This is a genomic window from Acidovorax sp. Root219 (genome assembly GCF_001428665.1).
In the GTDB taxonomy this organism is placed as follows: Bacteria; Pseudomonadota; Gammaproteobacteria; order Burkholderiales; family Burkholderiaceae_C; genus Acidovorax.
This window is the reverse complement of the sequence record NZ_LMIJ01000046.1, coordinates 223531-247637: the sequence shown is the minus strand read 5'-3', so window position 1 is coordinate 247637 and position 24107 is coordinate 223531. Positions and strand designations below refer to the sequence as shown.

Here is a 24107-nt window from a genome sequence, read left to right as displayed (position 1 = left end):
ATGACCTCTTCTTCCGTCACTGCCATCCACTCGCGCGACAACGCCTGGGTCAAGGACCTGCGCCGCCTGGCGCAGGACAATGGCGCCTACCGCAAGCAGGGCCGCGTCTGGCTCGAAGGCGACCACCTGTGCCGTGCGGCGCTGGAGCGCGGCGTGGCGCCGGCCGTGGCGGTGTTCGCCGAATCGCTGTGGCCCACCGCCCAGCCCGAGTGGGGCAAGGCCGCCCCCAAGGTCGTGGTGCTGGCCGACGCGCTGTTTGCCGACATCAGCGGGCTGGAGTCGCCGGCAAAGATGGGCTTCGTGCTCGACCTGCCCGAGGGTGGGTCGCCCCGGCCCGGCGTGGCCGCCGTGGTGCTAGACCGCGTGCAGGATGCGGGCAACGTCGGCTCCATTTTGCGCAGTGCCTCGGCCTTCGGATTTCGGCAGGTACTGGCGCTCAAGGGCAGTGCTGCGCTGTGGTCGCCCAAGGTTCTGCGCGCGGGCATGGGCGCGCATTTTGCGCTCGACATGGTCGAGGGCCTGGCGCCCGAGGACCTTGCCGATCTGGATCTGCCGATGCTGGTCACCAGCTCGCACCAGGGCGACTACCTGCACCGCGCCGATCTGCCCTGGCCCTGCGCCTGGGTCATGGGGCACGAAGGGCAGGGCGTGAGCGCGGTGCTGCAGGAGCGCGCCAGCCAGCACATCCGCATCGCCCAGCCGGGCGGGGAGGAGTCGCTCAACGTGGGCGCGGCCGCTGCCATCTGCCTGCATGCGAGTGCGGCGCAGCGTGCGCTGCAGGCGGGGCGCTGAACCACCGCCTCGCAAGGCGAAGGCCGTATTACTGGTTCCGCAGAAACTGCTGGATGAAGTCACCCTGGTTGGAAGCATCCTGGTGGGTGGTGAACACCAGCTTCTGACCTTCCACGCGCAACTTCATCTCGGCGCCGAACTGGCACTGGATCTGGCCCAGCGAAGCGGCCTTGGCCTTGAAGCTCGCATTGCTCTTGCACATGCTGTCCATCTGCGAAGCTACCTCACCGCAGAAACTGGCGATGCTGAGCTTCTTGAGCTTGTCGTCGTCGATGGACTTCCAGTCCACCGCCGTCTTTACTGGGCTGCCGCAGGCGGAGCTGGCCGAGGTGTCGGTGCTGGCCAGGTCCGTCTGTGCCGACGCCAGGTGCTTGTCGCGGTCGAAGCGGGCCAGTTTTTCCTGCACGCCGTCCTTTTGCTGGCGCGCATAGGTGCTCTTGAGCTCGGCTACGTTCAAGGCCTTGCTCTTCTTCTCGTCGAACGACAGGTCCACCGCGCCCTGGCGGCCCGGCAGGTAGGTGACATAGCGCTCGCCACTGCCGTAGCGGTTGGTCTGCTTCTGCACCAAGCCCCAGTCCCGGCCATCGAGCGTGGTCACATAGGCCTCAGTGCCGCTACCGCGCTGCTCCTGCTTGCCCAGGAAGATCACCTTGTCGATGGGGCTGTTGAAGCCGCTCACGCGCATCAGCGCGGCCTTGCCGTCCGTGGTCGGTGCCAGCACCACCTCCAGACCTTGCGGGCCCGAGAACACTTGCGGGTAGGCCGCCAGGTCCTGCGCGCCGGCCAGGGTGGACAACAGTGCGCATGCCCATGCAATCGAAGTCTTCTTGGTCATCCCATCTCTCTTTGTGGTGTCTACGGTGCGGCAAAGTCTATAGGAGGGCCCTGGCCGGTCCTGCCTGCTGCGGCGCGAAGTTGTGTCGGTTCGTGAAAAGCTTCTCGGTTGCGCCGCGGCCGTGGGGTGGTGGCAGTCCGAGGCGGGTCCTGCTCTGTCACAAGGCGCTGGAATCGTCGCTGCTTGTTACAATCAAGTTTGCTATACAAACAATAGCGAACGAGAAAGGGCACGCCGCCGTGCCGCCGTGGCCGCAGAGCACTTCAGCAGCGGCAGTCGAGGGGAATGTACCGGGCTGGCACGGAAAGATGGGCCTCTCAGGCTACAATTGGAGGCTTTCCCGCAAACACGTCGCCCGGCCGCACTCAAAGCAAACCTCCCACAAACAGCAGTCCCAGGATCACTTCCTGCGACTCCGGGCGACCGTAACCATTCGGAGAACCCAGTGCTTTTGTCTCTCAAGGGAACCTTCCCGCCCGCCATCCTGGCGCTCGCAGACGGCACGGTCTTTATCGGCAATTCGATCGGTGCCACCGGCACCACCGTCGGCGAAGTGGTGTTCAACACCTCCATCACCGGCTACCAGGAAATCCTTACCGACCCGAGCTACTGCCAGCAGATCGTCACCCTGACGTATCCGCACATCGGCAACTACGGCGTCAGCCCCGAGGATATCGAAGCCGACAAGGTCCATGCCGCAGGCCTGATCATCAAGGATCTGCCGCTCATTGCCAGCAACTTCCGCTCCACCGAGACGCTGTCCCAGTACCTCGTGCGCGAGCGCACCGTCGCCATCTCCAACATCGACACCCGCAAGCTCACCCGCCTGCTGCGCGAAAAGGGCGCCCAGAACGGCGCCATTGTCGGCCTGGCCGAAGGCCAGGAGGTGACGCAGGCGCTGATCGACCAGGCCCTGGCCGCCGCCAAGGCCGCCCCCAACATGGCCGGACTGGACCTGGCCAAGGTGGTGTCGACCCAGGCTGCCTACGAGTGGACCGAGACCGAATGGGTGCTGGGCAAGGGCTACGGCACGCTCGAGGCACCGCAGTTCCATGTGGTGGCCTACGACTACGGCGTGAAGAAGAACATCCTGCGCATGCTCGCGCAGCGCGGCTGCAAGGTCACCGTGGTGCCGGCGCAGACGCCCGCAGCCGACGTGCTGGCCATGAAGCCCGATGGCGTGTTCCTCTCCAACGGCCCTGGCGACCCGCAGCCTTGCGACTACGCCATCGAGGCCACGCGCACTATCGTCGAAAGCGGTATGCCCACTTTCGGCATCTGCCTGGGCCACCAGATCATGGCCCTGGCCGCTGGCGCCAAGACCTTCAAGATGACGCACAGCCACCACGGTGCCAACCACCCGGTGAAGGACCTGGATACCGGCCGCGTGAGCATCACCAGCCAGAACCACGGTTTTGCGGTGGAGATGGATTCGCTGCCCGCCAACCTGCGCGCCACGCACGTCAGCCTGTTCGACGGCACGCTGCAGGGCCTGGTGCACAAGGACAAGCCGGCGTTCTGCTTCCAGGGCCACCCTGAGGCATCGCCCGGCCCGCACGACATCGCCTACCTGTTCGACCGCTTCACCGACGCGATGCGCAGCGCGCGCACCCAGTAAGCACAACGAAGGAATCGCGCCATGAAACTCTTCAGCTTCCCCGCCGCCTCGCTCGAAAAAGCCATCCACAAGCGTGTGCTGACCCTGCCGTCGCCGCACCGCGAATGGTTTACCGAACGCTGGTCGCAAAAGCCCTACAAGAAGTCCTTCATCGAGAACAAGGCGATGCCGCTGGTCACGCTGGTGGCCAAGGGCAAGACCTGGGACGAAGAAACCTTTGCCGAAGCCATGGCCGAGTGGGACGTGACGTTTTATGACGCAGAGACCGAAGTGCTGCTTCCCCTGGTGCAGGGCGATGGCCTGCTGCAGCTGATGCAGAAGAACCTGCCGCCCGAGCGCGCGCAGGCGCTCATCGCCAGGCTGAAGGTGCGGCGCGACGCCGCAGCCCCCGCCACTGCGCCCACCAGCCCCCAGGCAGCCGAACCCACGATCGACTGATCGACGCAACATGCCAAAACGTACAGACATCAAAAGCATCCTCATCATCGGCGCTGGCCCGATCATCATCGGCCAGGCCTGCGAGTTCGACTACTCCGGCGTGCAGGCCTGCAAGGCCCTGCGCGAAGAGGGCTACAAGGTCATCCTGATCAACAGCAACCCCGCGACGATCATGACCGACCCGGCCACGGCCGACGTGACCTACATCGAGCCCATCACCTGGCAGACGGTCGAGAAGATCATCGCCAAGGAGCGCCCTGACGCCATCCTGCCCACCATGGGTGGCCAGACGGCGCTCAACTGCGCCCTGGACCTGTGGCACCACGGCGTGCTCGACAAGTACAAGGTCGAGCTCATCGGCGCCACGCCCGAGGCCATCGACAAGGCCGAAGACCGCCTGAAGTTCAAGGACGCGATGACCAAGATCGGCCTGGGCTCGGCGCGCTCGGGCATCGCCCACAGCATGGAAGAGGCCTGGGGCGTGCAAAAGCAGGTGGGTTTCCCCACCGTGATCCGCCCCAGCTTCACGCTGGGCGGCACGGGCGGCGGCATCGCTTACAACCCCGAAGAGTTCGAGACCATCTGCAAGCGCGGCCTGGAAGCCTCGCCCACCAACGAGCTGCTGATCGAAGAGTCGCTGCTCGGCTGGAAAGAGTACGAGATGGAAGTGGTGCGCGACAAGGCGGACAACTGCATCATCATCTGCTCCATCGAGAACCTGGACCCGATGGGCGTGCACACCGGCGACTCGATCACCGTGGCCCCCGCGCAGACGCTGACCGACAAGGAATACCAGATCATGCGCAACGCCTCGCTGGCGGTGCTGCGCGAGATCGGTGTGGACACGGGCGGCTCCAACGTGCAGTTCTCGATCAACCCCCAGGACGGCCGCATGGTCGTGATCGAGATGAACCCGCGCGTTTCGCGCTCCTCGGCACTGGCCTCCAAGGCCACGGGTTTCCCCATCGCCAAGGTCGCTGCCAAGCTGGCCGTGGGCTACACGCTCGACGAACTGCGCAACGAGATCACGGGCGGCGTCACGCCGGCCTCGTTCGAACCGTCCATCGACTACGTGGTCACCAAGATCCCGCGCTTCGCGTTCGAGAAGTTCCCGACCGCCGACAGCCGCCTGACCACGCAGATGAAGTCCGTGGGCGAGGTCATGGCCATGGGCCGCACCTTCCAGGAATCCTTCCAGAAGGCCCTGCGCGGCCTGGAAGTCGGCGTGGACGGCATGAACGAGAAGACCCAGGACCGCGAAGTGCTCGAAAAGGAGCTGGGCGAGCCTGGTCCCGAGCGCATCTGGTATGTGGGCGATGCCTTCGCCATGGGCCTGTCGGTGGACGAAGTTTTCGAGCTGACCAAGATCGACCGCTGGTTCCTGGTGCAGATCGAGCAGATCGTGAAGATCGAACTCGACATCGACAAGCTGGCCGCTGAAAAGGGCGAGGGCGCCCTGGCGGCGCTGGACGCGCCCACGCTGCGCACGCTCAAGCAAAAGGGCTTCTCCGACCGCCGCCTGGCCAAGCTGCTCAAGACCACCGAGAAGGCCGTGCGCGAAGCGCGCCGTGCGCTCAATGTGCGCCCCGTCTACAAGCGTGTGGACACCTGCGCCGCCGAGTTCGCCACCAACACCGCCTACCTGTACTCCACTTACGAAGACGAGTGCGAAGCCGAGCCGACGAACAACAAGAAGATCATGGTGCTCGGCGGCGGCCCCAACCGCATCGGTCAGGGCATCGAGTTCGACTACTGCTGCGTGCACGCGGCGCTGGCGATGCGCGAGGACGGCTACGAGACCATCATGGTCAACTGCAATCCCGAGACTGTCTCCACCGACTACGACACATCCGACCGCCTGTACTTCGAACCCGTGACGCTCGAAGACGTGCTGGAGATCGTGGACAAGGAAAAGCCGGTCGGCGTGATCGTGCAGTACGGCGGCCAGACGCCCCTGAAGCTGGCCCTGGGCCTGGAAGCCGAAGGCGTGCCGATCATCGGCACCAGCCCTGACATGATCGATGCTGCCGAAGACCGCGAGCGCTTCCAGAAGCTGTTGGGTCAACTGGGCCTGCGCCAGCCGCCCAACGCCACGGCCCGCACGGAACCCGAGGCCCTTGAGAAGGCTGCCACCCTGGGCTACCCCCTGGTGGTGCGCCCCAGCTACGTGCTGGGTGGCCGTGCGATGGAAATCGTGCACGAGCAGCGCGACCTGGAGCGCTACATGCGCGAAGCCGTCAAGGTGAGCAATGACTCGCCCGTGCTGCTGGACCGCTTCCTGAGCAACGCCATCGAGTGCGACGTGGACTGCGTGCGCGACTCCGCAGGCGTCACCTTCATCGGCGGCGTGATGGAACACATCGAGCAGGCCGGCGTGCACAGCGGCGACTCCGCCTGCTCGCTGCCCCCGTACTACCTGTCGCAGCCGACCATCGACGAGATCAAGCGCCAGACCGCTGCCATGGCCGAAGGCCTGAGCGTGGTGGGCCTGATGAACGTGCAGTTCGCCATCCAGGAAGTCGACGGCAAGGACGTGATCTATGTGCTCGAAGTGAACCCCCGCGCCTCGCGCACGGTGCCCTTCGTGAGCAAGGCCACCGGCATCCAGTTGGCCAAGGTGGCCGCGCGCTGCATGGCCGGCCAGACGCTGGCCTCGCAGGGCATCACCAAGGAAGTGACGCCGCCGTACTTCAGCGTGAAGGAGGCCGTGTTCCCCTTCGTGAAGTTCCCCGGCGTGGACACCATCCTCGGCCCCGAGATGAAGTCCACCGGCGAAGTCATGGGCGTGGGCAAGACCTTCGGCGAAGCCTTCGTGAAGAGCCAGCTCGGCGCGGGCACCAAGCTGCCCACCTCGGGCAAGGTGTTCCTCACCGTGAAGAATGCCGACAAGCCGCGCGCCGTCGACATCGCACGCCAGCTCGTGGCCCTGGGCTTCGAGCTCGTGGCCACCAAGGGCACGGCAGCGGCCATCGAAGCGGCCGGCGTGCCGGTCAAGGTGGTCAACAAGGTGACCGAAGGCCGCCCGCACATCGTGGACATGATCAAGAACAACGAGATCGTGATGGTCATCAACACCGTGGAAGAGCGCCGCAACGCGATCGCCGATTCACGCGCCATCCGCACCTCGTCGCTGCTGGCCCGGGTGACCACCTTCACCACCATCTTCGGCGCCGAAGCGGCCGTGGAAGGCATGAAGTACCTGGACAACCTGGACGTGTACTCGGTGCAGGAGCTGCACGCGCAGTTGGCTGCCGCCTGATCCGGCGCCGGCAACGGCCCCAAGGCCCCGTGGAGCGCAGCCCTGGCTGCCTCCACGGGGCTTTTTCATGGCGCAGCGGGGGCGGGCAAGCCCTGTTGCCTGCCCGTGGCGCTTGCCGTTAGATTGGCGCCATGCCCGCAGTCCATGCTCCTGCCACGTCGCCCTTGCGCCAGTGGACGACCGATGGGGTCGCGCCCGCGGCGCGCCTGGACTACTGGGTGGGCGCCATCTGCGAGGCCTTTCTGGAGATGGGCTGCAGCTCGCGCGAGGCCCCTGTGTTTGGCGGGGTGCTGCAGAGCCTGGCGGTGCAGGCCCTGTCGGTCAACCAGGTACGCGCCTCCACGCAGGACGTGTACCGCACGCCAGCGGGCATTGCACGCAGCCGTAACCTGCCGTTCTACCTGATCGCCCAGGCAGAGAGCGCGTGGCATGTGCGCCAGGACGGGCAGGTGGCCCACCTGCGCCCGGGCGACGTGGTGCTGCTGGACTCGGCGCGGCCCTACGAGCTGCATTTTCCCGAAGGCGTGGGCTGCGTCTCGCTGCAGCTGCCGCGCGCCTGGGTGGGCCAATGGCTGGCCCAGGCAGAGGCGCGGGGGCCCCGCGTGGCCTGGCGCGACCAGGGCTGGTGCCAGAGCCTCGGAGCCCTGGCCGTGCAGCTTGCGCGCGACCCGGCCTCGGCCCAGGCCTTGCCGCCCGCGCTGCTGTCGGACCACCTGGGTGCCTTGCTGTGTGCTGCGCTGGAGCCGCCTGCGGCGCCGGCGGCCTCAGCGGGCCAGGGCCTGCATGCCCACCTGTGCGCACTGCTGCGGGGGGCGCGTCGACCAGCCCGGCGTATCGGCCCAGGCCCTTGCGCAGGAGGCTGGCGTCTCCCCGCGCACGCTGCACCGCGCGTTTGCGGCGCAGGGCGGCACCTTCGCGGGCACGCTGCGCCAGTTGCGCCTGGTGCGCGCGGCGCAGCTGCTGCGCCGGCCCCAGCTGGCGCATGTGGCGGTGGCCGAGATCGGGCGGCGCTGCGGCTTTGCCGATGCATCGCACTTTGCGCGCGTTTTTCAGCAGGCCATGGGGGTGCCGCCCGCGCAGTGGCGGCGTGGCGGTTGATGCGGACTTGCCTGCACCCGGCCAGGTGTCTGCGCCCTTCATTCTGACCTGCCCCAAAGCGCGGCAGGGGGCGTCTCACGCGGGCATGTACTGGCGCAGGAACAGTTCCAGCTCGTCGGCCGGCAGCGGCCGGCTGAACAGGTAGCCCTGGGCCTCGTCGCAGCCCTGCTCGCGCAGGAAGGCCAGTTGTTCCGGTGTCTCCACACCCTCGGCCGTGGTGCGCATGCCCAGGGCCTGGGCCATGCGGATGATGGCGCTGACGATGGCGCGGTCGTTGCCGTCATCGCCCAGGTCGCGCACGAAGGATTGGTCGATCTTGAGCTTGAAGATCTGAAAGCGCTTGAGCTGGCTCAGGGATGAGTAGCCGGTGCCGAAGTCGTCCATGGACATGCGCACCCCGCGCGAATGCAGGCTGTCCATGGTGGCCACGGCCGAATGCGGGTCGTCCACCGCCACGCCCTCGGTTAGCTCCAGCTCCAGGCAGTCGGGGGGCAGTTCGAAGATGGTCAGGATGCGGCTCACCAGTTCGGGCAGCTGCGGCTGGCGGAACTGGATGGCCGACAGGTTGACCGCCATGGTCAGCGCGGGAAAGCCGTTCTCGTGCCAGTCCTTGAGCTGCGTGAGCGCGGTGCGCAGCACCCACTCGCCGATCTGCAGGATCTGGCCGCTGTCCTCGGCGATGGGGATGAACTCGGTGGGTGTGATGCTGCCCATCTGTGGGTGGTCCCAGCGGAGCAGGGCCTCCACGCTGTGCACCTGGCCCGTGGCCAGGTGGATCTGGGGCTGGTAGTGCAGGTGCAGCTGACCACGCTCGAGCGCTCGGCGCAGGGCATTCTCGATCTGCAGGGCGCGCACCGACTGGGCCTGCATCTCGGGCGTGAAGAAGCGGAAGGTGTTGCGCCCGTCGAGCTTGGCGCGGTACATCGCCACGTCGGCCGACTGGGTCAGTGTGTCGAAATCGCTGCCGTCCTGCGGGAACAGGGCGATGCCCATGGACGGCGCCATGGTCAGCTCGTGGTGGTCGATCTGGTAGTGCTGGCGCGAGGCCTCCTGCAGCTTGCCGGCCACGCGCGCGGCCCCATGGGCGTTGGCGCCCGGCAGCAGCAGGATGAACTCGTCGCCGCCCAGGCGCGAGACGGTGTCCTTGTCGCGCACCACGGCGCGCAGGCGCTTGGCGATCTCCACCAGCAGGGCATCGCCCACGCGGTGGCCCAGAGAGTCGTTGACGTGCTTGAAATGGTCCAGGTCCAGGAAGATCAGCGCCAGCGGCGTATGGCCCTCCTGCGCCACGCGGATGGCCTCCTGGGCCCGCTCGGACAGCAGGGCGCGGTTGGGCAGGCCGGTCAGCGGGTCGTAGTGGGCCAGCCAGTAGATACGGTCCCGGTCGGCCTTGCGGTCGCTGATCTCGCGGTGCAGGTTGTCCACCGTGTCGCGCAGTTCGCGCGTGCGGTCCTGGACCTGCTGCTCCAGCTCCTCGTGCACGCGTGCCAGCGCCTCCTGGGCCTGCTTGCGCTCGGAGATGTCCATGGTGATCCAGATCGATCCCTGGTCCGGGTCGTCGGGGTCGATGAACTTGGCGCGCACCTCGCAGGTGAGCGGTGTGCCGTCCCTGCGGCACAGCACCACTTCGCCCTCGTACGACTGGCCGGCCGCGAGAACCGGGTAGCAGCGGTGGCCCACTTCCTCCCAGTCCTCGTCGCTGGCATACCAGCGGCGCGACGGGCTGCCCGCCAGTTCGCCGGGGCCATAGCCCAGCATGTGCTCGAAGTGGCGGTTGCAGCGGGTCAGGTGCCGGTCGCGCAGGAACACGATGCCCACCATGGCCTGGTCGAACAGCACCTGCTTTTCGCGCACAGCAGCGCTCAGCAGGGCCTGGGCCTGTTTGTGCTCGTCGATATCGTCGAGGATCCAGATCGACCCCTCGCTGGTGTCGGCCGGGTTGATCAGCCGGCCCGTGAGGCTGCCCCAGAACAGCCGCCCGTTGCGCCGGCGCATCTGGCGTTCCACGCGGTAGGCCTGGCCCTTGGCAAGCACGGGGTAGGCTTCGCGCCCCAGTGCACGGAAGGCATCGCGGTCGGGGTAGAAGGCCTCGCTGCTCAGGCCCGCCAGGCGCTGCGCCGACTCGTAGCCGAAGATCTCGGCATAGCGCTGGTTGCAGCGCACCACCACGCGCTGGCGGATGAACACGATGCCCACGCCCGCGCTCTCCAGCAGCATCTGCTGCTCGCGCAGCGTGCGCTCCAAAGACGCGTCGGAAGAGTCCCCAGACGGCAGGCGTTCTGGGGCAATGGACAGCAAGGACATGGCGGCCGGACCCGGAGGGAGAGGCGCGATGCCCCAAAAAAATGTTCCAAAGTGTAGCAGCCCAGGCTTACAGCGGTAACCGCTCGGTAACCGGCCCCTGCCTGTGCCGCAAGGGGGGGCTTCGGTCACCCACCGGCATGCCGTGCCCCTCTGTCACGGCGTTGACATCGCACGGACATGCAGGCGTCACCTGCGGCTTTCAAACTCCATCGCATTGAAGCACACCACCCGGTGATCCGGGGCACCAGCGGCCATGGGGCCGCCCTGTACGAAGGAGTTGATCCATGAGCGATTTGCCCAACCCCGCCCTGCCGCTGCTCCCTGCTGCTCCGTCCAGAGGGGCAATCCACCGCCCTGGCGCTGCAGTGGGCGCGGTCGCAGCAGTGGCTGGCACCCCGGTGCGTGGCGCTGTGGAGGTCTCGTGGGCACGGCACCTCGACGAGGTCCGCCAGGCGCAGAAACTCAGGTACGACGTGTTTGCCGAGGAGATGGGCGCTCGATTGACGACCCCCGTTCCCGGCCACGACGTGGACCTGTTCGACGACTACTGTGAGCACCTGCTGGTGCGGGACACGGCCACCCAGCAGGTGATTGGCACCTACCGGGTTCTGACCCCCGCCCAGGCACGCCGCGTGGGCAGCACCTACAGCGACACCGAATTCGACCTGACCCGCCTGCGCACCCTGCGCCCGCGCATGGTGGAACTGGGCCGCAGCTGCGTGCACCCCGAGCACCGCCATGGCGGCGTGATCATGGCGCTGTGGAGCGCGCTGGCCGACTTCATGGTGCGCAACCAGCTCGACACCATGATCGGCTGCGCCAGCATCCCCATGCTGCACAACGGCGTGATCAGCGGCGATGCGGCCGCCAGCATCTGGAACCAGGTGCGCCAGACGCACCTGGCCCCCATCGAATACCACGTGCTGCCGCGCCTGCCGCTGCCCATCGAGAAGCTCGATGGCTCGGTCTTCGTGGAGCCACCGGCCCTGATCAAGGGCTACCTGCGCCTGGGTGCGCGGGTGCTGGGCGCCCCTGCATGGGACCCGGACTTCAACACCGCAGACCTGCCCATGCTGATGCGCCTGGCAGACCTGCATCCCCGCTACCGCAAGCACTTCCTGGGGGCCTGATGCGCGCCGCGTTCGACGCGCTCGGCGACTGGACTGCGCACGTGGGAGGTGGGCAGGACACTGCTGCCGACGCCGACGACGCGCATCCACCCGGCCACCGCCACCTGCGCGCGGTGTTCATCTCCGACCTGCACCTGGGCACGCCCGGCTGCCAGGCCGAAGGCCTGCTCGACTTTCTCAAGCACCACCCGAGCGATCACCTTTACCTGGTGGGCGACATCGTGGACGGCTGGCAGCTGCGGCGCCGCTGGTTCTGGCCCCAGGCCCACAACGATGTGGTGCAAAAGCTGCTGCGCCGGGCGCGCAAGGGCTGCCGCGTGGTGTTCGTGCCCGGCAACCACGATGAATTCGCCCGCGCCTTCGTCGGCCATTCGTTCGGCGGCATCGAGGTGGCCGAGGACACGGTGCACACCACGGCCGATGGCCGCACCCTGTGGGTGACGCATGGCGACTACTTCGACGGCGTGATCCAGTGTGCCAAGTGGCTGGCTTACGTGGGTGACAACCTGTATGAGTTCACGCTCAAGCTCAACCGGCACCTGAACACCCTGCGCGCACGCATGGGGCTGCCGTACTGGTCGCTCTCGGCCTACCTCAAGGGCAAGGTCAAGACGGCACTGAACTACGTGACGGACTTCGAGGTGGCCGTGGCCGCCGAGGCCCGCCGCCGTGGCCACGATGGCGTGGTCTGCGGCCACATCCACCGCGCCGAAATGCGCGAGATCGACGGCACCCTGTACTGCAACGACGGCGACTGGGTGGAAAGCCACACCGCGCTGGTCGAGCACATGGATGGCCGCCTGGAGCTGGTCCAGTGGCACACCGTGCCCGGCCACCAGACCAGCACGCAAACCCGCAGCAGCGAGATGGCCGTATGAAAATCGCCTTGTTGTCCGACGCCTGGGCCCCGCAGATCAATGGCGTGGTCACTACGCTGGTGGAGCTGGTGCGCCACATGGAGAGTGCCGGGCACCAGGTGCACGTGATCCAGCCGGGCATGTTCAAGACGCGCCCCTGCCCGGGCTACCCGGGGATCGACCTGGCCATCCGGCCCGGGCGCGAGATAGAGCGCATCCTGGACGAACTGCAGCCCGACGCCATCCACCTGGCGACCGAAGGCCCCATCGGCTGGGCCGGGCGCCGCTACTGCCTGCGCAGGAAGCTGGCCTTCACCACCGCCTTCCACACCCGCTTTCCCGAGATCCTGCAAGCGGCTTTGCGGATTCCGCTCTCGCTGGGCTATGCGCTGTTCCGGCATTTTCACCGCCCCTCGTCGGGTGTGATGGTGCCCACGGTGGGGGTTTTGAAGATGCTGGAACGGCGAGGCTTTCGCAACCTCAGGCAATGGACGCACGGGGTGGACACCACGGCCTTCCCCTACCAGGGAGAGGTCACGCCGCACCCGCTGGTGGGCGCGCTGGCCCACCCGGTGGCCCTGTACGTGGGGCGCGTGTCGTACGAGAAGAACATCGAGGCCTTCCTGCAGCTGGACATGCCGGGCAGCAAGGTGATCTGCGGCGTGGGCCCGCTGGAAGAGCGGCTCAAGGCGCGCTACCCGCAGGCGCGCTGGCTGGGCATTCTGGACCGCGCCGCCCTGGCGGGCGTGTACGCGGCAGCCGACGTGTTCGTGTTTCCCAGCCGCTCGGAGACCTTTGGCCTGGTGATGCTGGAGGCCATGGCCTGCGGCACGCCCGTGGCCGCCTACTTCGAGGACGGCCCGATGGAGGTGCTGGGCGCCCATGCCGGTGGGCAGGCACGCGGCGGCGTGCTGGACACCGACCTGATGGCCGCCGCCCAGAACGCGCTGGCCGTGCCGCGCCACGAGGCGCGCAACCGGGCACTGGAGTTCACCTGGGCGCATGCAGCCCGCCTGTTCCAGCAATTCCTGGTTCCAGCCCGCCCGCGCGGAGATGACGATGCGGTTTCTGTCACAAAAACTGTCACATCACTGTCATCTGGCCGTTAAATACTGCAGGCACCTGCCTCCCGTGGCTTTCGAGTGTCCATGCCATCCTTCTCCTCCAGAAAACCCGTGATTCCGCAATGTGACAGCCCCGATGACCGCCAGGATGCCGCCCCCGCTGCGGCAACCGAGCCCGCGCCCCCGCCCCCGCCCGCAGCGGTGGTACCTGCTGCCGTGCCCGGGGCTCCCATGTTCCTGGACCGGGACCACAGCATCCTGGGTTTCAATGAGCGTGTCTTCGACTGGGCGGTGCGCACCGACGTTCCGCTGCTGGAGCGCCTGCGCTACCTGTGCATCGTCTCGTCCAACCTCGATGAGTTCTTCGAGGTGCGCGCCGCCGCGCACCTGACCGCTGCCAAGAGCGGCGAGGGCAAAGGGGTCTATACCGCAGCCTCTTTCGTGGCGCTGGCGTCCAAGGCCCATGACCTGGTGGCGCGCCAGTACTCGCTGTACAACGACTCCCTGGTGCCGGAGTTTGCCCGGCACGGCATCCGCATCGTCTCGCACGGGGACCGCTCGTCCGCGCAACGGACCTGGGTGCACGAATACTTCATGCGCGAGGTGCGCCCGCTGCTGATTCCCGTGGGGCTCGATCCCGCCCACCCGTTTCCGCAGGTGGCCAACAAGTCGCTCAACTTCATCGTGCGGCTGCACGGGCACGATGCTTTCGGCCGCAAGAACGAGGTGGCCATCGTCAAGGTGCCGCGCGCGCTGCCGCGCCTGGTGCGCATGCCGCCGCGCCTGGCGGCCAAGGGCGAATCGCTGTTCGTGAGCCTGTCGAGCATCATTCGGGCGCACCTGGCGGACCTGTTTCCCGGGCGCGAGGTCACGGAGTTCTCGCAGTTCCGCGTGACGCGCCACTCCGATCTGGCGCTCGACGAGGAAGACGTGCGCAACCTGCGCACCGCCCTGCGCCAGGGCCTGCAGCACCGCCACTACGGCCAGGCCGTGCGGCTGGAAGTTTCGGCCGGGTGCTCGCAGTTCCTCTCGCGCTTTCTGCTCGAACAGTTCGACCTGCCCGAGCCTGCGCTGTACCGCGTGCACGGCCCCGTGAACCTGGTGCGCCTGACGCAACTGGTGGACCTGGTGAACGATCCCGCGCTGCTGTTCCCCGCCTGGCGCTCGGCCTGGCCGCGCCAGTTGGTGCCGGGGGTCTCGATCATGGAGCAGTTGCAAAAGCGCGACGTGCTCATGCACCAGCCGTTCGAGAGCTTCGACGGGCTGCTGGCCTTTCTGCGCGAGGCGGTGAACGACCCCCAGGTGCTGGTCATCAAGCAGACCATCTACCGCACGGGTGCCGACTCCGAGCTCATGGACCTGCTGACCGAGGCCGTGCGCCGCGGCAAGGAGGTCATGGCGGTGGTGGAACTCAAGGCACGCTTCGATGAAGAGGCCAACATCAACTGGGCCGAAGCGCTCGAATCCATCGGTGCGCAGGTGGTGTACGGCGTGGTGGGCCTCAAGACCCACGCCAAGATGCTGCTGGTGACGCGCCGCGAGGGGCGCCAGCTGCGCCGCTATGGCCACCTGTCGACCGGCAACTACAACGTGCGCACCGCGCGCCTGTACACCGACCTGAGCTACCTCACGGCCGACGAGGACACCACGGCCGACATGGACGGCGTGTTCAACCACCTGGCCAGCCAGAACCGGCCGCCCAAGTTGCGCAAGCTGCTGCTCGCGCCCTTTCACCTGCAGCGCCGCATGATCGAGAAGATCGAGCAGGTGGGCCTGGCCGCCAGCCGTGGCGAAGATGCGCGCATCGTCGCCAAGATGAACGCGCTGACGGACGAGGCGCTGATCCGTGCCCTGATCCTGGCGGGCCAGCGCGGTGCCAGCATCGACCTGATCGTGCGCGGCGCCTGCATGCTCGCGGCCCAGGTGCCTGGCGTGACCGACAACATCCGCGTGCGCTCGGTGATCGGGCGCTTTCTGGAGCACACGCGGGTCTTCTACTTCCGCGCTGGCGCCGAGGAAGACCTGTACCTGTCGAGTGCCGACTGGATGAACCGCAACATGATGCGCCGCGTGGAGCTGGCCTGGCCCGTGACCGAGCCTCGCCTGCGCCGCCAGATCGTCGACGAATGCCTGGTGGCCTACCTGCACGATGACCGCGATGCATGGACGCTCAACCCCGACGGCACCTATGCCAGGGCGCCCCATCCCGAAGACGGGCAGGGCGCGCAGGCGGCGCTCATGGTGCGCTACGGACCGCCTGCGCCGGTGGCGCGGGTGGAGCAGCAAGGAACGTGATGATGGATTTGATCCTGTGGCGCCATGCCGAGGCCGAAGAGGCCCAGGACGGCTCGGACGACCTGACCCGCGCGCTCACGCCACGGGGCGAAAAGCAGGCGGCGCGCATGGCCGCCTGGCTGGACCGCCAGTTGCCCGAGGGCCTGCGCGTGCTGGCCAGCCCATCCCGGCGCACCGAGCAGACAGCCGACGCGCTGGGCCGAAAGTTCAAGATGCGTGCCGAGCTGCTGCCCGGCGGCACTACGGAAGAGCTCCTGGAGCTGGCGCAGTGGCCGCGGGCGCGCGGTGCCGTGCTGATCGTGGGCCACCAGCCCGTGCTGGGCCAGACCATTGCGCAGTTGCTGGGCATGCAGGCGCCCGAATGCGCGGTGCGCAAGGGCGCCGTGTGGTGGCTGCGCCAGCGCCAGCGCATGGACGAAAGCCAGACGGTGCTGATGGCCGTGCAGTCGCCGGAGTTCGTCTGACACTGACGGCAGCACCTTCAGTTGCTACCATACAGCGGCCCTCGGGCCGCTTTCTTACTTGCGGCCGTTCTTGGCGGCAGGGGCCTCGGCCTTCGGGCGGCCGGTCTTGATCGAAGGCACGGCCTGCAGCGCGCTGCGCAGGGCGGTGTCGGACAGGCCGGCCAGCAGCTTGAGGCCGGCGCGCAGCAGTTCGCTCTTCTTGGCGGGCTGGGCCAGGGCGGCGGCACGCTGCTTGAGCGTCTCGACCACAGCGTACTCGTCCTTGGGGATGGTGAAGCTGTCGCGCACGAGCTTGGGCTTCTTGGCCTTGGTTTCCTTGGCGGGTACCACGGCTGCTGCGGGCTTGGTCGCAGGCTTGCTCACGGCGGGCGCTACAGTCTTGGGCTTGGCGGCGGCCTTGGCTGCGGGCTTTGCGGTGGCTGCAGGCTTGGCCGCGGGGGCCTTGGCGGCTGCCTTGGGGGCGGCAGGCTTGGCGGCCGCCGCCTTTTTGGGCGCTACCTTGGCGGGCTTGGACGCGGCGGCGCTTTTCACGGCGGCGGGTGCCTTGGCGGCGGAGGCCACGGCCGGGGTGGCTGCTGCGGTGGGAACGATGGGGGTGGTTGCTGGTGCGGTGGTGGTCATGACTTCAAAAAATAAAACGGTATAAACAGTTTATACCGTTTTTCTTTTCACGTCACGGCAGCTCTGCCACCAGCTCCCATGGGGTCTTCTGCCAGGCCAGCATTTCCTCGCGCAGCAGGTGGGCCGATTGCGGGTAGCCGGCTGCCCAGCCGCGGCGCGCCGCCAGCGCAAAGCGGTTGCCCTTGACCTGCAGCTGCAGGCCTTCGGTGTCCGGGTCGCGGCGCGCATGGCACAGGGCCACGGCCAGCCGCAGGCACAGCAGCTGCAGTGCAAAGCCTGCATCGGTGAGGTCCACCTCCACCAGCTTGCGCACCTTGCCGCGCTGGCCGAGCACCAGGATGCCCAGGCGGTGCAGCTCGGGCATGGCAAAGCCGGCGGCGTCGGTGTTGTCCAGGATGTAGGCGCCGTGGCGGTGGTAGTCGCTGTGCGAGATGCGGCAGCCGATCTCGTGCAGGCGCGCCGCCCAGTCGAGCTTGCGCGAGGCTCGCTCGCTGCCGGCCGGGGCCGCCTGGTCGAACAGCTGGCAGGCGATGCGGGCCACGCGCTCGGCATGCTCCATGTCCACGCCAAAGCGCTGCATGAGGCCGTTGACCGTGGTGCTGCGCAGGTCGGTGCCGGGCTGCTCGCGGTCCAGCAGGTCGTACAGCGCGCCCTGGCGCAGTGCGCCCTGGGCCACCTGCATCTGCTCGATGTGCAGCAGATCGAACACGGCGCGCAGCACGCTGATGCCGCCGCCGATCACGGCGCGGCGCTCGTCCTTCAAACCATCGAGCCGCACACGGTCGGCGCTCTGCGCGCGCAGCAGGCGTTCATGGAGCCAGTCGAGGCCTTCCCGCGTGATCAGGCCTTCGGGCCCACCTGCGGCGGTGAGGATGTCACCGACCGCGCCGGCCGTACCCGAGGACCCGTAGGCCACGTCCCAGCCATCGGGGCGGAAGGTGGCCAGGGCTTCGTCGAGCACGGCCTTGGCGGCGATCTCGGCGGCCATGAAAGCCTGGGGCGTGAACAGCCCGCCGGCAAAGTAGCGCGAGGACCAGGCCACGCTGCCCACGCGAAAGGAGGCGACAGCATGCGGTGTGAACTGCTGGCCCAGGATGAGTTCGGTGGAGCGCCCGCCGATGTCCACCACCAGACGCCGCTCGTCGGATTGCGGCAGCAGGCGTGCCACGCCCTGGTAGATCAGGCGGGCCTCTTCGGGGCCCGAGACCACGTCGATGGGGTAGCCCAGCACCTGGCTGCCACGGGTGATGAATTCTTCGCGGTTGCGCGCTTCGCGCAAGGTCTGGGTGGCCACAGCGCGCACCTGCGTGCGCGAAAAGCCCGCCAGGCGCTCGCCGAAGCGGGCCAGGCAATCCCAGCCGCGCTGCATGGCCTCGGGGGTGAGGTTGCGGTTCTCGTCCAGGCCGTTGCCCTGGCGCACGGTTTCCTTGAGGTATTCGACGCGCTGGACATGGCCGTGCTCGTAGCGGCCGATTTCAAGGCGAAAGCTGTTGGATCCCAGATCCACAGCTGCGAGCAGTGTTCCGTTGTGCATGGTGGTGCGCGGAGTGCGCGTTTTTCCTTTCGGCCCAGCATAGCACCCGGGCCGGCGCGCAAGAGTGAGTTCAGCCAATGATGCGCCCGTTCGTGGTGAGCATGCTCTGCGTCACATAGGCATTGGTGCGCTGGCGCCCCTGGTAGCCGATGGCATAGCCGCCGATGTTCACGGCGGCGCGCTTTTGCAGGGCGGCCAGCATGCTGGCGCGGGTGACCGGGCCGGTGATGCCGCCCATCACCTCGGCGGTGTAGCGCGCGGCGATGTAGCCGGCCAGGCCCAGGGGGGAGGGGGGTTCGTCGTAGAAGCGCGCCAGGGCGTCGCGGTAGCTGCGCACCACGGGCAGGCTGGCGTTCACCATGGGCACGGCCTGGGTGACGATGACCGAGGCCTTGGCGGCCGTGGGGCCCATCTGGGCCAGCACCTGCAGGTTCACGTCGGCCAGGGCCACCACATAGCACTGGCGGCCCTGGGGCAGCGCGAGCTGGTCCAGGAACGAAAAAAGCTCGGGTGTGCCGCCGATGAACAGGATGATGGTCTGGTCCACGCGCGCTCCGGTGCCGGCCTTTGCGGCGCTGCCTGGTGGCGAAATGGTCTGCACCTTGAGCGACATCGATTGGGCCGCATGGGCCACCATGGCCTCGGATTGGCGCCGCACGACCGCATTGGCATAGGCCACGCCCACCGTCTGTACGCCCATGCTGGCCAGGTTCTTGATGGCGTGGGTGATCTGGGCTTCGTGCCCCGCGAACACGTCGAACACGGTGTCGCTGGCTCCGCTGGCCGTGGAGATGCCTGCCGTGTCATGCAGCCAGGGCGCCACGAAGGGCAGTGCGGCATCGCCGGGCGACTTGGCCTGCAAGGCGATGAGCCCGCTGGCCGCTGTGTTGCCCACGCAGCCCGACAGGGCGATGCAACTGGCCTGGCGCTGCGCGCTCTGCCAGGCGGACTGCAGGCTCGCGGGGGTGCCGTCGGTCTCCAGCGTCTGGTGCTGCACGGGGCGGCCATGCACGCCGCCCTTGGCATTGATCTCCTGCCAGGCGGTGCGCGAGCCAACGAGGAAGTCGCGGCTCACATCCTGCTGGTCCGCAGACAGGTCCGCCACCTGCGCCACCACATGGGGGCGGTCGGCATCCGCTTTTTTGGCGGATGGCTCCGTCCCCTGGGCCCAGACATTGTCTGTCAGGCCCATGGCCGCCACCCCTTGCAGCCAGTGGCGGCGCAGGACGCCGGTCTGGCCAGGGCGGGGTGTGCGGGTCATGTCGTGCGGCTGGCCGGTTACTTCTTGGGGGGCATCAGCACGGTGTCGACCACGTGTACGACACCGTTGGTGGCGATCACGTCGGCCTGCGTCACCATGGCTTCGTCCACCGTGACGAAAGCGCCAGCACGGGCCAGTGCCACGTTCGATCCATTCAGGGTCTTGGCATTGCCGGCCTTGGCCTCGGCGGCGGTCACGCGGCCTGCCACGATGTGGTGGCTGAGCACGGCCTTGAGCTGGGCGGGATTGGCCTGCAGTTCTGCCAGGGTCTTGGCGGGCACGGTCTTGAAGGCGTCGTCCGAGGGAGCGAACACGGTGTAGGGGCCGGCGGCCTTGAGCGTGTCGGTCAGGCCGGCCTGCACGGCCAGCTTGCTGAAGGTGCTCAGCGAAGGCGTCTTTGCAATCGTGCCGTCGAGGGTTGCGGGGGCAGAGCCCATGCTGGAGCAGCCGGCCAGGGTGGCGGCGGCAGCCAGGGCGAGAGCGGATTGCAGTGCGTAACGGCGGAACATGTGATTCTCCAGGTAGATAGCCGATTCATCTCGGTGGCGGGAGACTAAGCAGCTCCCGTGACAACTGGATGACACAAGAGGGCGGTCCTCCATGGAGAAGAGATGTGTGACAACCGGCCTGTGTGTCACGACAATGTCATATACGGACCCTAGAGTCGCCTCATCCCTACTCACTCATCCAAGAGGTGTCTTCATGAAAATGTCCGCGATTCGGGTTCTTGTTGCTGGTGTCGTCGCTGCTGGTGCGTTCTCTCAAGCCATGGCGCAGCAGGAAGCCACCGGTGCAGGTGCCAGCTTTCCGGCGCCTCTGTATTCCAAGTGGGCGGCCGATTACAACAAGGCCACCAACATCAAGATCAACTACCAGTCGGTGGGTTCGGGTGCCGGTCTGCGCCAGATCGAAGCCAAGACGGTCGACTTCGGTGCCTCGGATGCGCCCCTGAAGGACGAAGACCTGGCCAAAAAGGGCCTGGTGCAGTTCCCCACCGTGATCGGTGGTGTGGTGCCGGTGGTCAACATCAAGGGTATCGCTCCCGGCCAGATCCGCCTGAGTGGCCAAGTGCTGGGTGACATCTACCTGGGCAAGATCACCAAGTGGAACGACGCCGCCATCAAGGCGCTGAACCCCAGCCTGGCCCTGCCAGACGCTGCCATTGCCCCCGTGCGCCGCGCCGATGGCTCGGGCACCAGCTTCATCTTCACGAACTACCTGAGCAAGGTCAACGCCGAGTGGAAGTCCAAGGTCGGTGAAGGCACGGCCGTGAACTGGCCCACGGGTGCCGGCGGCAAGGGCAACGAAGGCGTGGCCGCTTTTGTGGGCCGCCTGCCCAACTCCATCGGTTATGTGGAGTACGCCTACGTCAAGCAGAACAAGATGACCTATGTGCAGATGCAGAACGCCGATGGCGCCTACGTCTCTCCTGACGACACGGCCTTCAAGGCCGCTGCTGCTGGCGCTGAATGGGCCAAGAGCTTCTACCAGATCCTGACCAACCAGCCTGGCAAGGATTCGTGGCCCATCACCGGCGCGACCTTCGTGCTGATGCAGAAATCGCAGGACAAGCCTGCCCAGGCCACCACCGCACTCAAGTTCTTCGACTGGGCCTATGCCCAGGGCGACAAGACCGCGATGGACCTGGACTACGTGCCCATGCCCGACAGCGTGAAGGCCATCATCCTCAAGTCGTGGGGTGACATCAAGGACACCTCTGGCAAAGCGGTAGCTTTCAAGTAATCTCACAGGGCCGGCGACACGCCGGCCTTTCGATTTCACTTCACTGAATCCAAGGCTACCAACGTGTCCACTACGATGCCGGTCCGCGACAATCCGTCCCTCGAGACGGCCCCTCTGCGCACCAAAAACATGCCTCCACCTCCCTCCCGCCCCCTGATCTCCGGCATGCTGGCCGACCGGCTGTTCGGCTGGCTGGCGCGCGGCGCCGCCATTCTGACCTTGCTGCTGCTGGTCGGTATCCTGGGCTCCCTGGTCGTGGGCGCCTGGCCCTCCATTGCCAAGTACGGCCTCGGTTTCCTCACCAGCAGCGTGTGGGATCCGGTTCAGGACGAGTACGGCGGCCTGGTCATGATCTATGGCACGGTGACCACGTCCATCATCGCCCTCGTCATTGCGGTGCCCGTCAGCTTCGGCATCGCACTGTTCCTGACCGAGCTGTCGCCTGCATGGCTCAAGCGCCCCCTGGGCACCGCCATCGAGCTGCTGGCGGCAGTGCCCTCCATTGTCTACGGCATGTGGGGACTGATGGTGTTCGGCCCCATCCTCTCGACCTATGTGCAGCAGCCGCTTCAGGCGCTGTTCGCGGGCGTGCCCTACCTGGGTGCCTTCGTGTCGGGCCCCCCGGTGGGCATCGGCATCCTGTCGGCCGGCATCATCCTGGCCATCATGATCATCCCGTTCATCGCCTCGGTGATGCGCGACGTGTTCGAAGTCACGCCCGCCCTGCTCAAGGAGTCGGCCTACGGCCTGGGCTCCACGACCTGGGAAGTGATGTGGAAGGTGGTTCTGCCCTACACCAAGACCGGCGTGCTCGGCGGCATCATGCTGGGCCTGGGCCGGGCGCTGGGTGAGACCATGGCCGTGACCTTCGTCATCGGCAACATGAACCAGCTGTCCTCGCTGTCGATGTTCGAGGCGGCCAACAGCATCACCTCGGCGCTGGCCAACGAGTTCGCCGAAGCCGGCGAGGGCCTGCACCAGGCTTCGCTGATCTACCTGGGCCTGGTCCTGTTCTTCATCACCTTCGTGGTGCTGACGCTGTCCAAGATCCTGCTGTCCCGCCTGCAAAAGAACGAAGGAGCTCGCACATGAGCACCAGCACCAGCACCTCGCAGCGCCTGATCTCGGCGGCCGAGCTCGACCAGCAGCGCCAAGCGCGCTACAACAGCCGCAAGCGCGTCAACCAGATCGCGCTCGTCCTGTCGCTCGCCGCCATGGCGTTCGGCGTGTTCTGGCTGGTCTGGATTCTGTGGGAAACCGTGCGCCTGGGCGTGGGGGGCTTGAACATCGCCCTGTTCACCCAGATGACGCCACCGCCGAACGAAGCGGGCGGCATTTCCAATGCCATCTACGGCTCGTTCGTGATGGTGCTGCTGGCCACCTTCGTGGGTACGCCCATCGGCATCATGGCCGGCATCTACCTGGCCGAGTACGAGACCAAGAGCCTGCTGGCTTCGGTCACGCGCTTCGTCAACGACATCCTGCTGTCGGCGCCCAGCATCGTCATCGGCCTGTTCGTGTATGCCGTGGTGGTGGCGCGCTTCAAGAGCTTTTCGGCCTATGCCGGCATCCTGGCGCTGGCGCTGATCGTGATACCGGTGGTCATCCGCACCACCGAGAACATGCTCATCCTGGTGCCTGCCAGCCTGCGCGAGGCCGCCTACGCCCTGGGCACGCCCAAGTGGAAGGTGATCCTGATGGTGACGCTGCGCGCTGCCCGCGCCGGTGTGATCACCGGTGTGCTGCTGGCCGTGGCCCGCATCGCCGGTGAAACCGCTCCGCTGCTGTTCACTGCGCTGAACAACCAGTTCTGGAACGGCGACCTGGCCAAGCCCATGGCCAGCCTGCCGGTGACCATCTTCAAGTTCGCCATGAGCCCCTACGAGAACTGGCAGCAACTGGCCTGGGCCGGCGTCTTCCTGATCACCGTCGCAGTTCTCGGCCTGAACATCCTGGCGCGGGTCCTGACCCGCCAAAAGTAAGCCCCAGCAGCAAGAAAGACACCCTCATGTCCGCTATTCTCAAGAACGACGCGCCCAACAAGTCCAAGATCACGGTGCGCGACCTGAACTTCTACTACGGCAAGTTCCATGCCCTGAAGGCTATCAACCTCGACATCCCCGAGAACAAGGTCACGGCCTTCATCGGTCCCTCGGGCTGTGGCAAATCCACGCTGCTGCGTACCTTCAACCGCATGTTCGAGCTGTACCCCGAGCAACGCGCCGAAGGCCAGATCGTGCTGGACGGGGAGAACCTGCTCAAGAGCAAGCAGGACGTGGCCCTGGTGCGCGCCAAGGTCGGCATGGTGTTCCAGAAGCCCACGCCGTTCCCGATGTCGATCTACGACAACATCGCCTTCGGCGTGAAGCTCTTCGAGAGCCTGAACGCCACCGACATGGACGACCGTGTGGAATGGGCGCTGCGCAAGGCCGCATTGTGGAACGAGGTCAAGGACAAGCTCAACCAGAGCGGTTCCAGCCTTTCGGGCGGCCAGCAGCAGCGCCTGTGCATTGCCCGCGGCATTGCCATCAAGCCAGAAGTGCTGCTGCTCGATGAGCCCTGCTCGGCCCTGGACCCGATCTCGACCGCCAAGGTGGAAGAGCTGATCGCCGAGCTCAAGAACGACTACACAGTGGTCATCGTGACCCACAACATGCAGCAGGCCGCGCGCTGCAGCGACTACACCGCCTACATGTACCTGGGCGACCTGGTGGAGTTCGGCGAGACGGAACAGATGTTCTTCAAGCCGCAGCGCAAGGAAACCGAAGACTACATTACCGGCCGTTTCGGCTAA

The 24107-nt window shown here is 66.7% G+C and carries 20 protein-coding genes and 1 pseudogene; 15 read left to right on the top strand and 6 right to left on the bottom strand.

Features of this window, described 5'->3' with window-relative positions; genetic code table 11:
* Positions 1–792 (top strand): RNA methyltransferase, encoded by a 792-nt coding sequence (locus ASE28_RS29620; protein ID WP_057269611.1) that lies wholly within the window; start codon positions 1–3, stop codon positions 790–792.
* 28 nt (positions 793–820) lie between these two features.
* Here the strand turns inward: ASE28_RS29620 and ASE28_RS29615 are convergent, their stop codons facing one another.
* Entirely contained in the window at positions 821–1627 is an 807-nt protein-coding gene (locus ASE28_RS29615; protein ID WP_057269610.1) for a hypothetical protein, read from the bottom strand.
* Positions 1628–2072: 445 nt separating this feature from the next.
* Between ASE28_RS29615 and carA the strand changes: the two genes are divergently transcribed.
* The 5 genes and pseudogenes from carA to ASE28_RS33295 all read left to right on the top strand — a co-directional run bounded on the left by carA (position 2073) and on the right by ASE28_RS33295 (position 8040).
* On the top strand, positions 2073–3245 hold the full coding sequence (gene carA, locus ASE28_RS29610; RefSeq protein ID WP_057269609.1) for a glutamine-hydrolyzing carbamoyl-phosphate synthase small subunit: 1173 nt from the start codon (positions 2073–2075) through the stop codon (positions 3243–3245).
* Between the two features lie 21 nt (positions 3246–3266).
* Entirely contained in the window at positions 3267–3683 is a 417-nt protein-coding gene (locus tag ASE28_RS29605) for a hypothetical protein (protein WP_057269608.1), read from the top strand.
* Positions 3684–3693: 10 nt separating this feature from the next.
* Positions 3694–6942 (top strand): carbamoyl-phosphate synthase large subunit, encoded by a 3249-nt coding sequence (carB, locus tag ASE28_RS29600; protein WP_057269607.1) that lies wholly within the window; start codon positions 3694–3696, stop codon positions 6940–6942.
* A 131-nt stretch (positions 6943–7073) separates the two neighbouring features.
* Positions 7074–7622 (top strand): annotated as a pseudogene (locus ASE28_RS33300) (AraC family transcriptional regulator); the annotation flags it as partial.
* Positions 7623–7725: 103 nt separating this feature from the next.
* Positions 7726–8040 (top strand): helix-turn-helix transcriptional regulator, encoded by a 315-nt coding sequence (locus tag ASE28_RS33295; RefSeq protein ID WP_235516250.1) that lies wholly within the window; start codon positions 7726–7728, stop codon positions 8038–8040.
* A 75-nt stretch (positions 8041–8115) separates the two neighbouring features.
* Here the strand turns inward: ASE28_RS33295 and ASE28_RS29590 are convergent, their stop codons facing one another.
* Positions 8116–10344 carry an EAL domain-containing protein gene (locus tag ASE28_RS29590; protein WP_057269606.1) on the bottom strand — a complete coding sequence of 743 codons (2229 nt, stop codon included), beginning with the start codon at positions 10342–10344 and terminating at the stop codon, positions 8116–8118.
* Between the two features lie 284 nt (positions 10345–10628).
* On the opposite strand from ASE28_RS29590, the gene ASE28_RS29585 reads away from it, so the two are divergent.
* The 5 genes from ASE28_RS29585 to ASE28_RS29565 all read left to right on the top strand — a co-directional run bounded on the left by ASE28_RS29585 (position 10629) and on the right by ASE28_RS29565 (position 16154).
* Positions 10629–11474 carry a GNAT family N-acetyltransferase gene (locus ASE28_RS29585; protein WP_057205639.1) on the top strand — a complete coding sequence of 282 codons (846 nt, stop codon included), beginning with the start codon at positions 10629–10631 and terminating at the stop codon, positions 11472–11474.
* Positions 11474–12352 (top strand): UDP-2,3-diacylglucosamine diphosphatase, encoded by an 879-nt coding sequence (locus tag ASE28_RS29580; protein ID WP_057205641.1) that lies wholly within the window; start codon positions 11474–11476, stop codon positions 12350–12352. The genes ASE28_RS29585 and ASE28_RS29580 overlap by 1 nt, the downstream gene beginning before the upstream one ends.
* Positions 12349–13440 carry a glycosyltransferase family 1 protein gene (locus ASE28_RS29575; protein WP_057269605.1) on the top strand — a complete coding sequence of 364 codons (1092 nt, stop codon included), beginning with the start codon at positions 12349–12351 and terminating at the stop codon, positions 13438–13440. The genes ASE28_RS29580 and ASE28_RS29575 overlap by 4 nt, the downstream gene beginning before the upstream one ends.
* Before the next feature lie 186 nt (positions 13441–13626).
* Positions 13627–15690 (top strand): polyphosphate kinase 1, encoded by a 2064-nt coding sequence (gene ppk1 / locus ASE28_RS29570; RefSeq protein WP_057205646.1) that lies wholly within the window; start codon positions 13627–13629, stop codon positions 15688–15690.
* Positions 15690–16154 carry a histidine phosphatase family protein gene (locus ASE28_RS29565; protein WP_057205647.1) on the top strand — a complete coding sequence of 155 codons (465 nt, stop codon included), beginning with the start codon at positions 15690–15692 and terminating at the stop codon, positions 16152–16154. Before ppk1 ends, ASE28_RS29565 begins: the two co-directional genes overlap by 1 nt.
* A gap of 54 nt (positions 16155–16208) precedes the next feature.
* Here ASE28_RS29565 and ASE28_RS29560 read toward each other — a convergent pair whose 3' ends face one another.
* From ASE28_RS29560 to ASE28_RS29545, 4 genes are all read right to left on the bottom strand, one after another.
* Entirely contained in the window at positions 16209–16775 is a 567-nt protein-coding gene (locus ASE28_RS29560) for a hypothetical protein (RefSeq protein ID WP_057205648.1), read from the bottom strand.
* Between the two features lie 52 nt (positions 16776–16827).
* Positions 16828–18309 (bottom strand): Ppx/GppA phosphatase family protein, encoded by a 1482-nt coding sequence (locus ASE28_RS29555; RefSeq protein WP_057205650.1) that lies wholly within the window; start codon positions 18307–18309, stop codon positions 16828–16830.
* Between the two features lie 70 nt (positions 18310–18379).
* The gene (locus ASE28_RS29550; RefSeq protein WP_057269604.1) at positions 18380–19570 is read right to left on the bottom strand and encodes an ABC transporter substrate-binding protein; all 1191 of its coding nucleotides are present in this window, start codon (positions 19568–19570) and stop codon (positions 18380–18382) included.
* Between the two features lie 17 nt (positions 19571–19587).
* Complete coding sequence (locus ASE28_RS29545) at positions 19588–20079, bottom strand: fasciclin domain-containing protein (protein WP_057269603.1); 492 nt, start codon at positions 20077–20079, stop codon at positions 19588–19590.
* A gap of 193 nt (positions 20080–20272) precedes the next feature.
* On the opposite strand from ASE28_RS29545, the gene pstS reads away from it, so the two are divergent.
* From pstS to pstB, 4 genes are all read left to right on the top strand, one after another.
* Complete coding sequence (gene pstS, locus ASE28_RS29540) at positions 20273–21313, top strand: phosphate ABC transporter substrate-binding protein PstS (RefSeq protein ID WP_057205655.1); 1041 nt, start codon at positions 20273–20275, stop codon at positions 21311–21313.
* Positions 21314–21388: 75 nt separating this feature from the next.
* On the top strand, positions 21389–22405 hold the full coding sequence (gene pstC, locus ASE28_RS29535) for a phosphate ABC transporter permease subunit PstC (protein WP_082604392.1): 1017 nt from the start codon (positions 21389–21391) through the stop codon (positions 22403–22405).
* Positions 22402–23295 (top strand): phosphate ABC transporter permease PstA, encoded by an 894-nt coding sequence (pstA, locus tag ASE28_RS29530; RefSeq protein ID WP_057205657.1) that lies wholly within the window; start codon positions 22402–22404, stop codon positions 23293–23295. Before pstC ends, pstA begins: the two co-directional genes overlap by 4 nt.
* A 26-nt stretch (positions 23296–23321) precedes the next feature.
* Complete coding sequence (gene pstB, locus ASE28_RS29525; RefSeq protein WP_057205659.1) at positions 23322–24107, top strand: phosphate ABC transporter ATP-binding protein PstB; 786 nt, start codon at positions 23322–23324, stop codon at positions 24105–24107.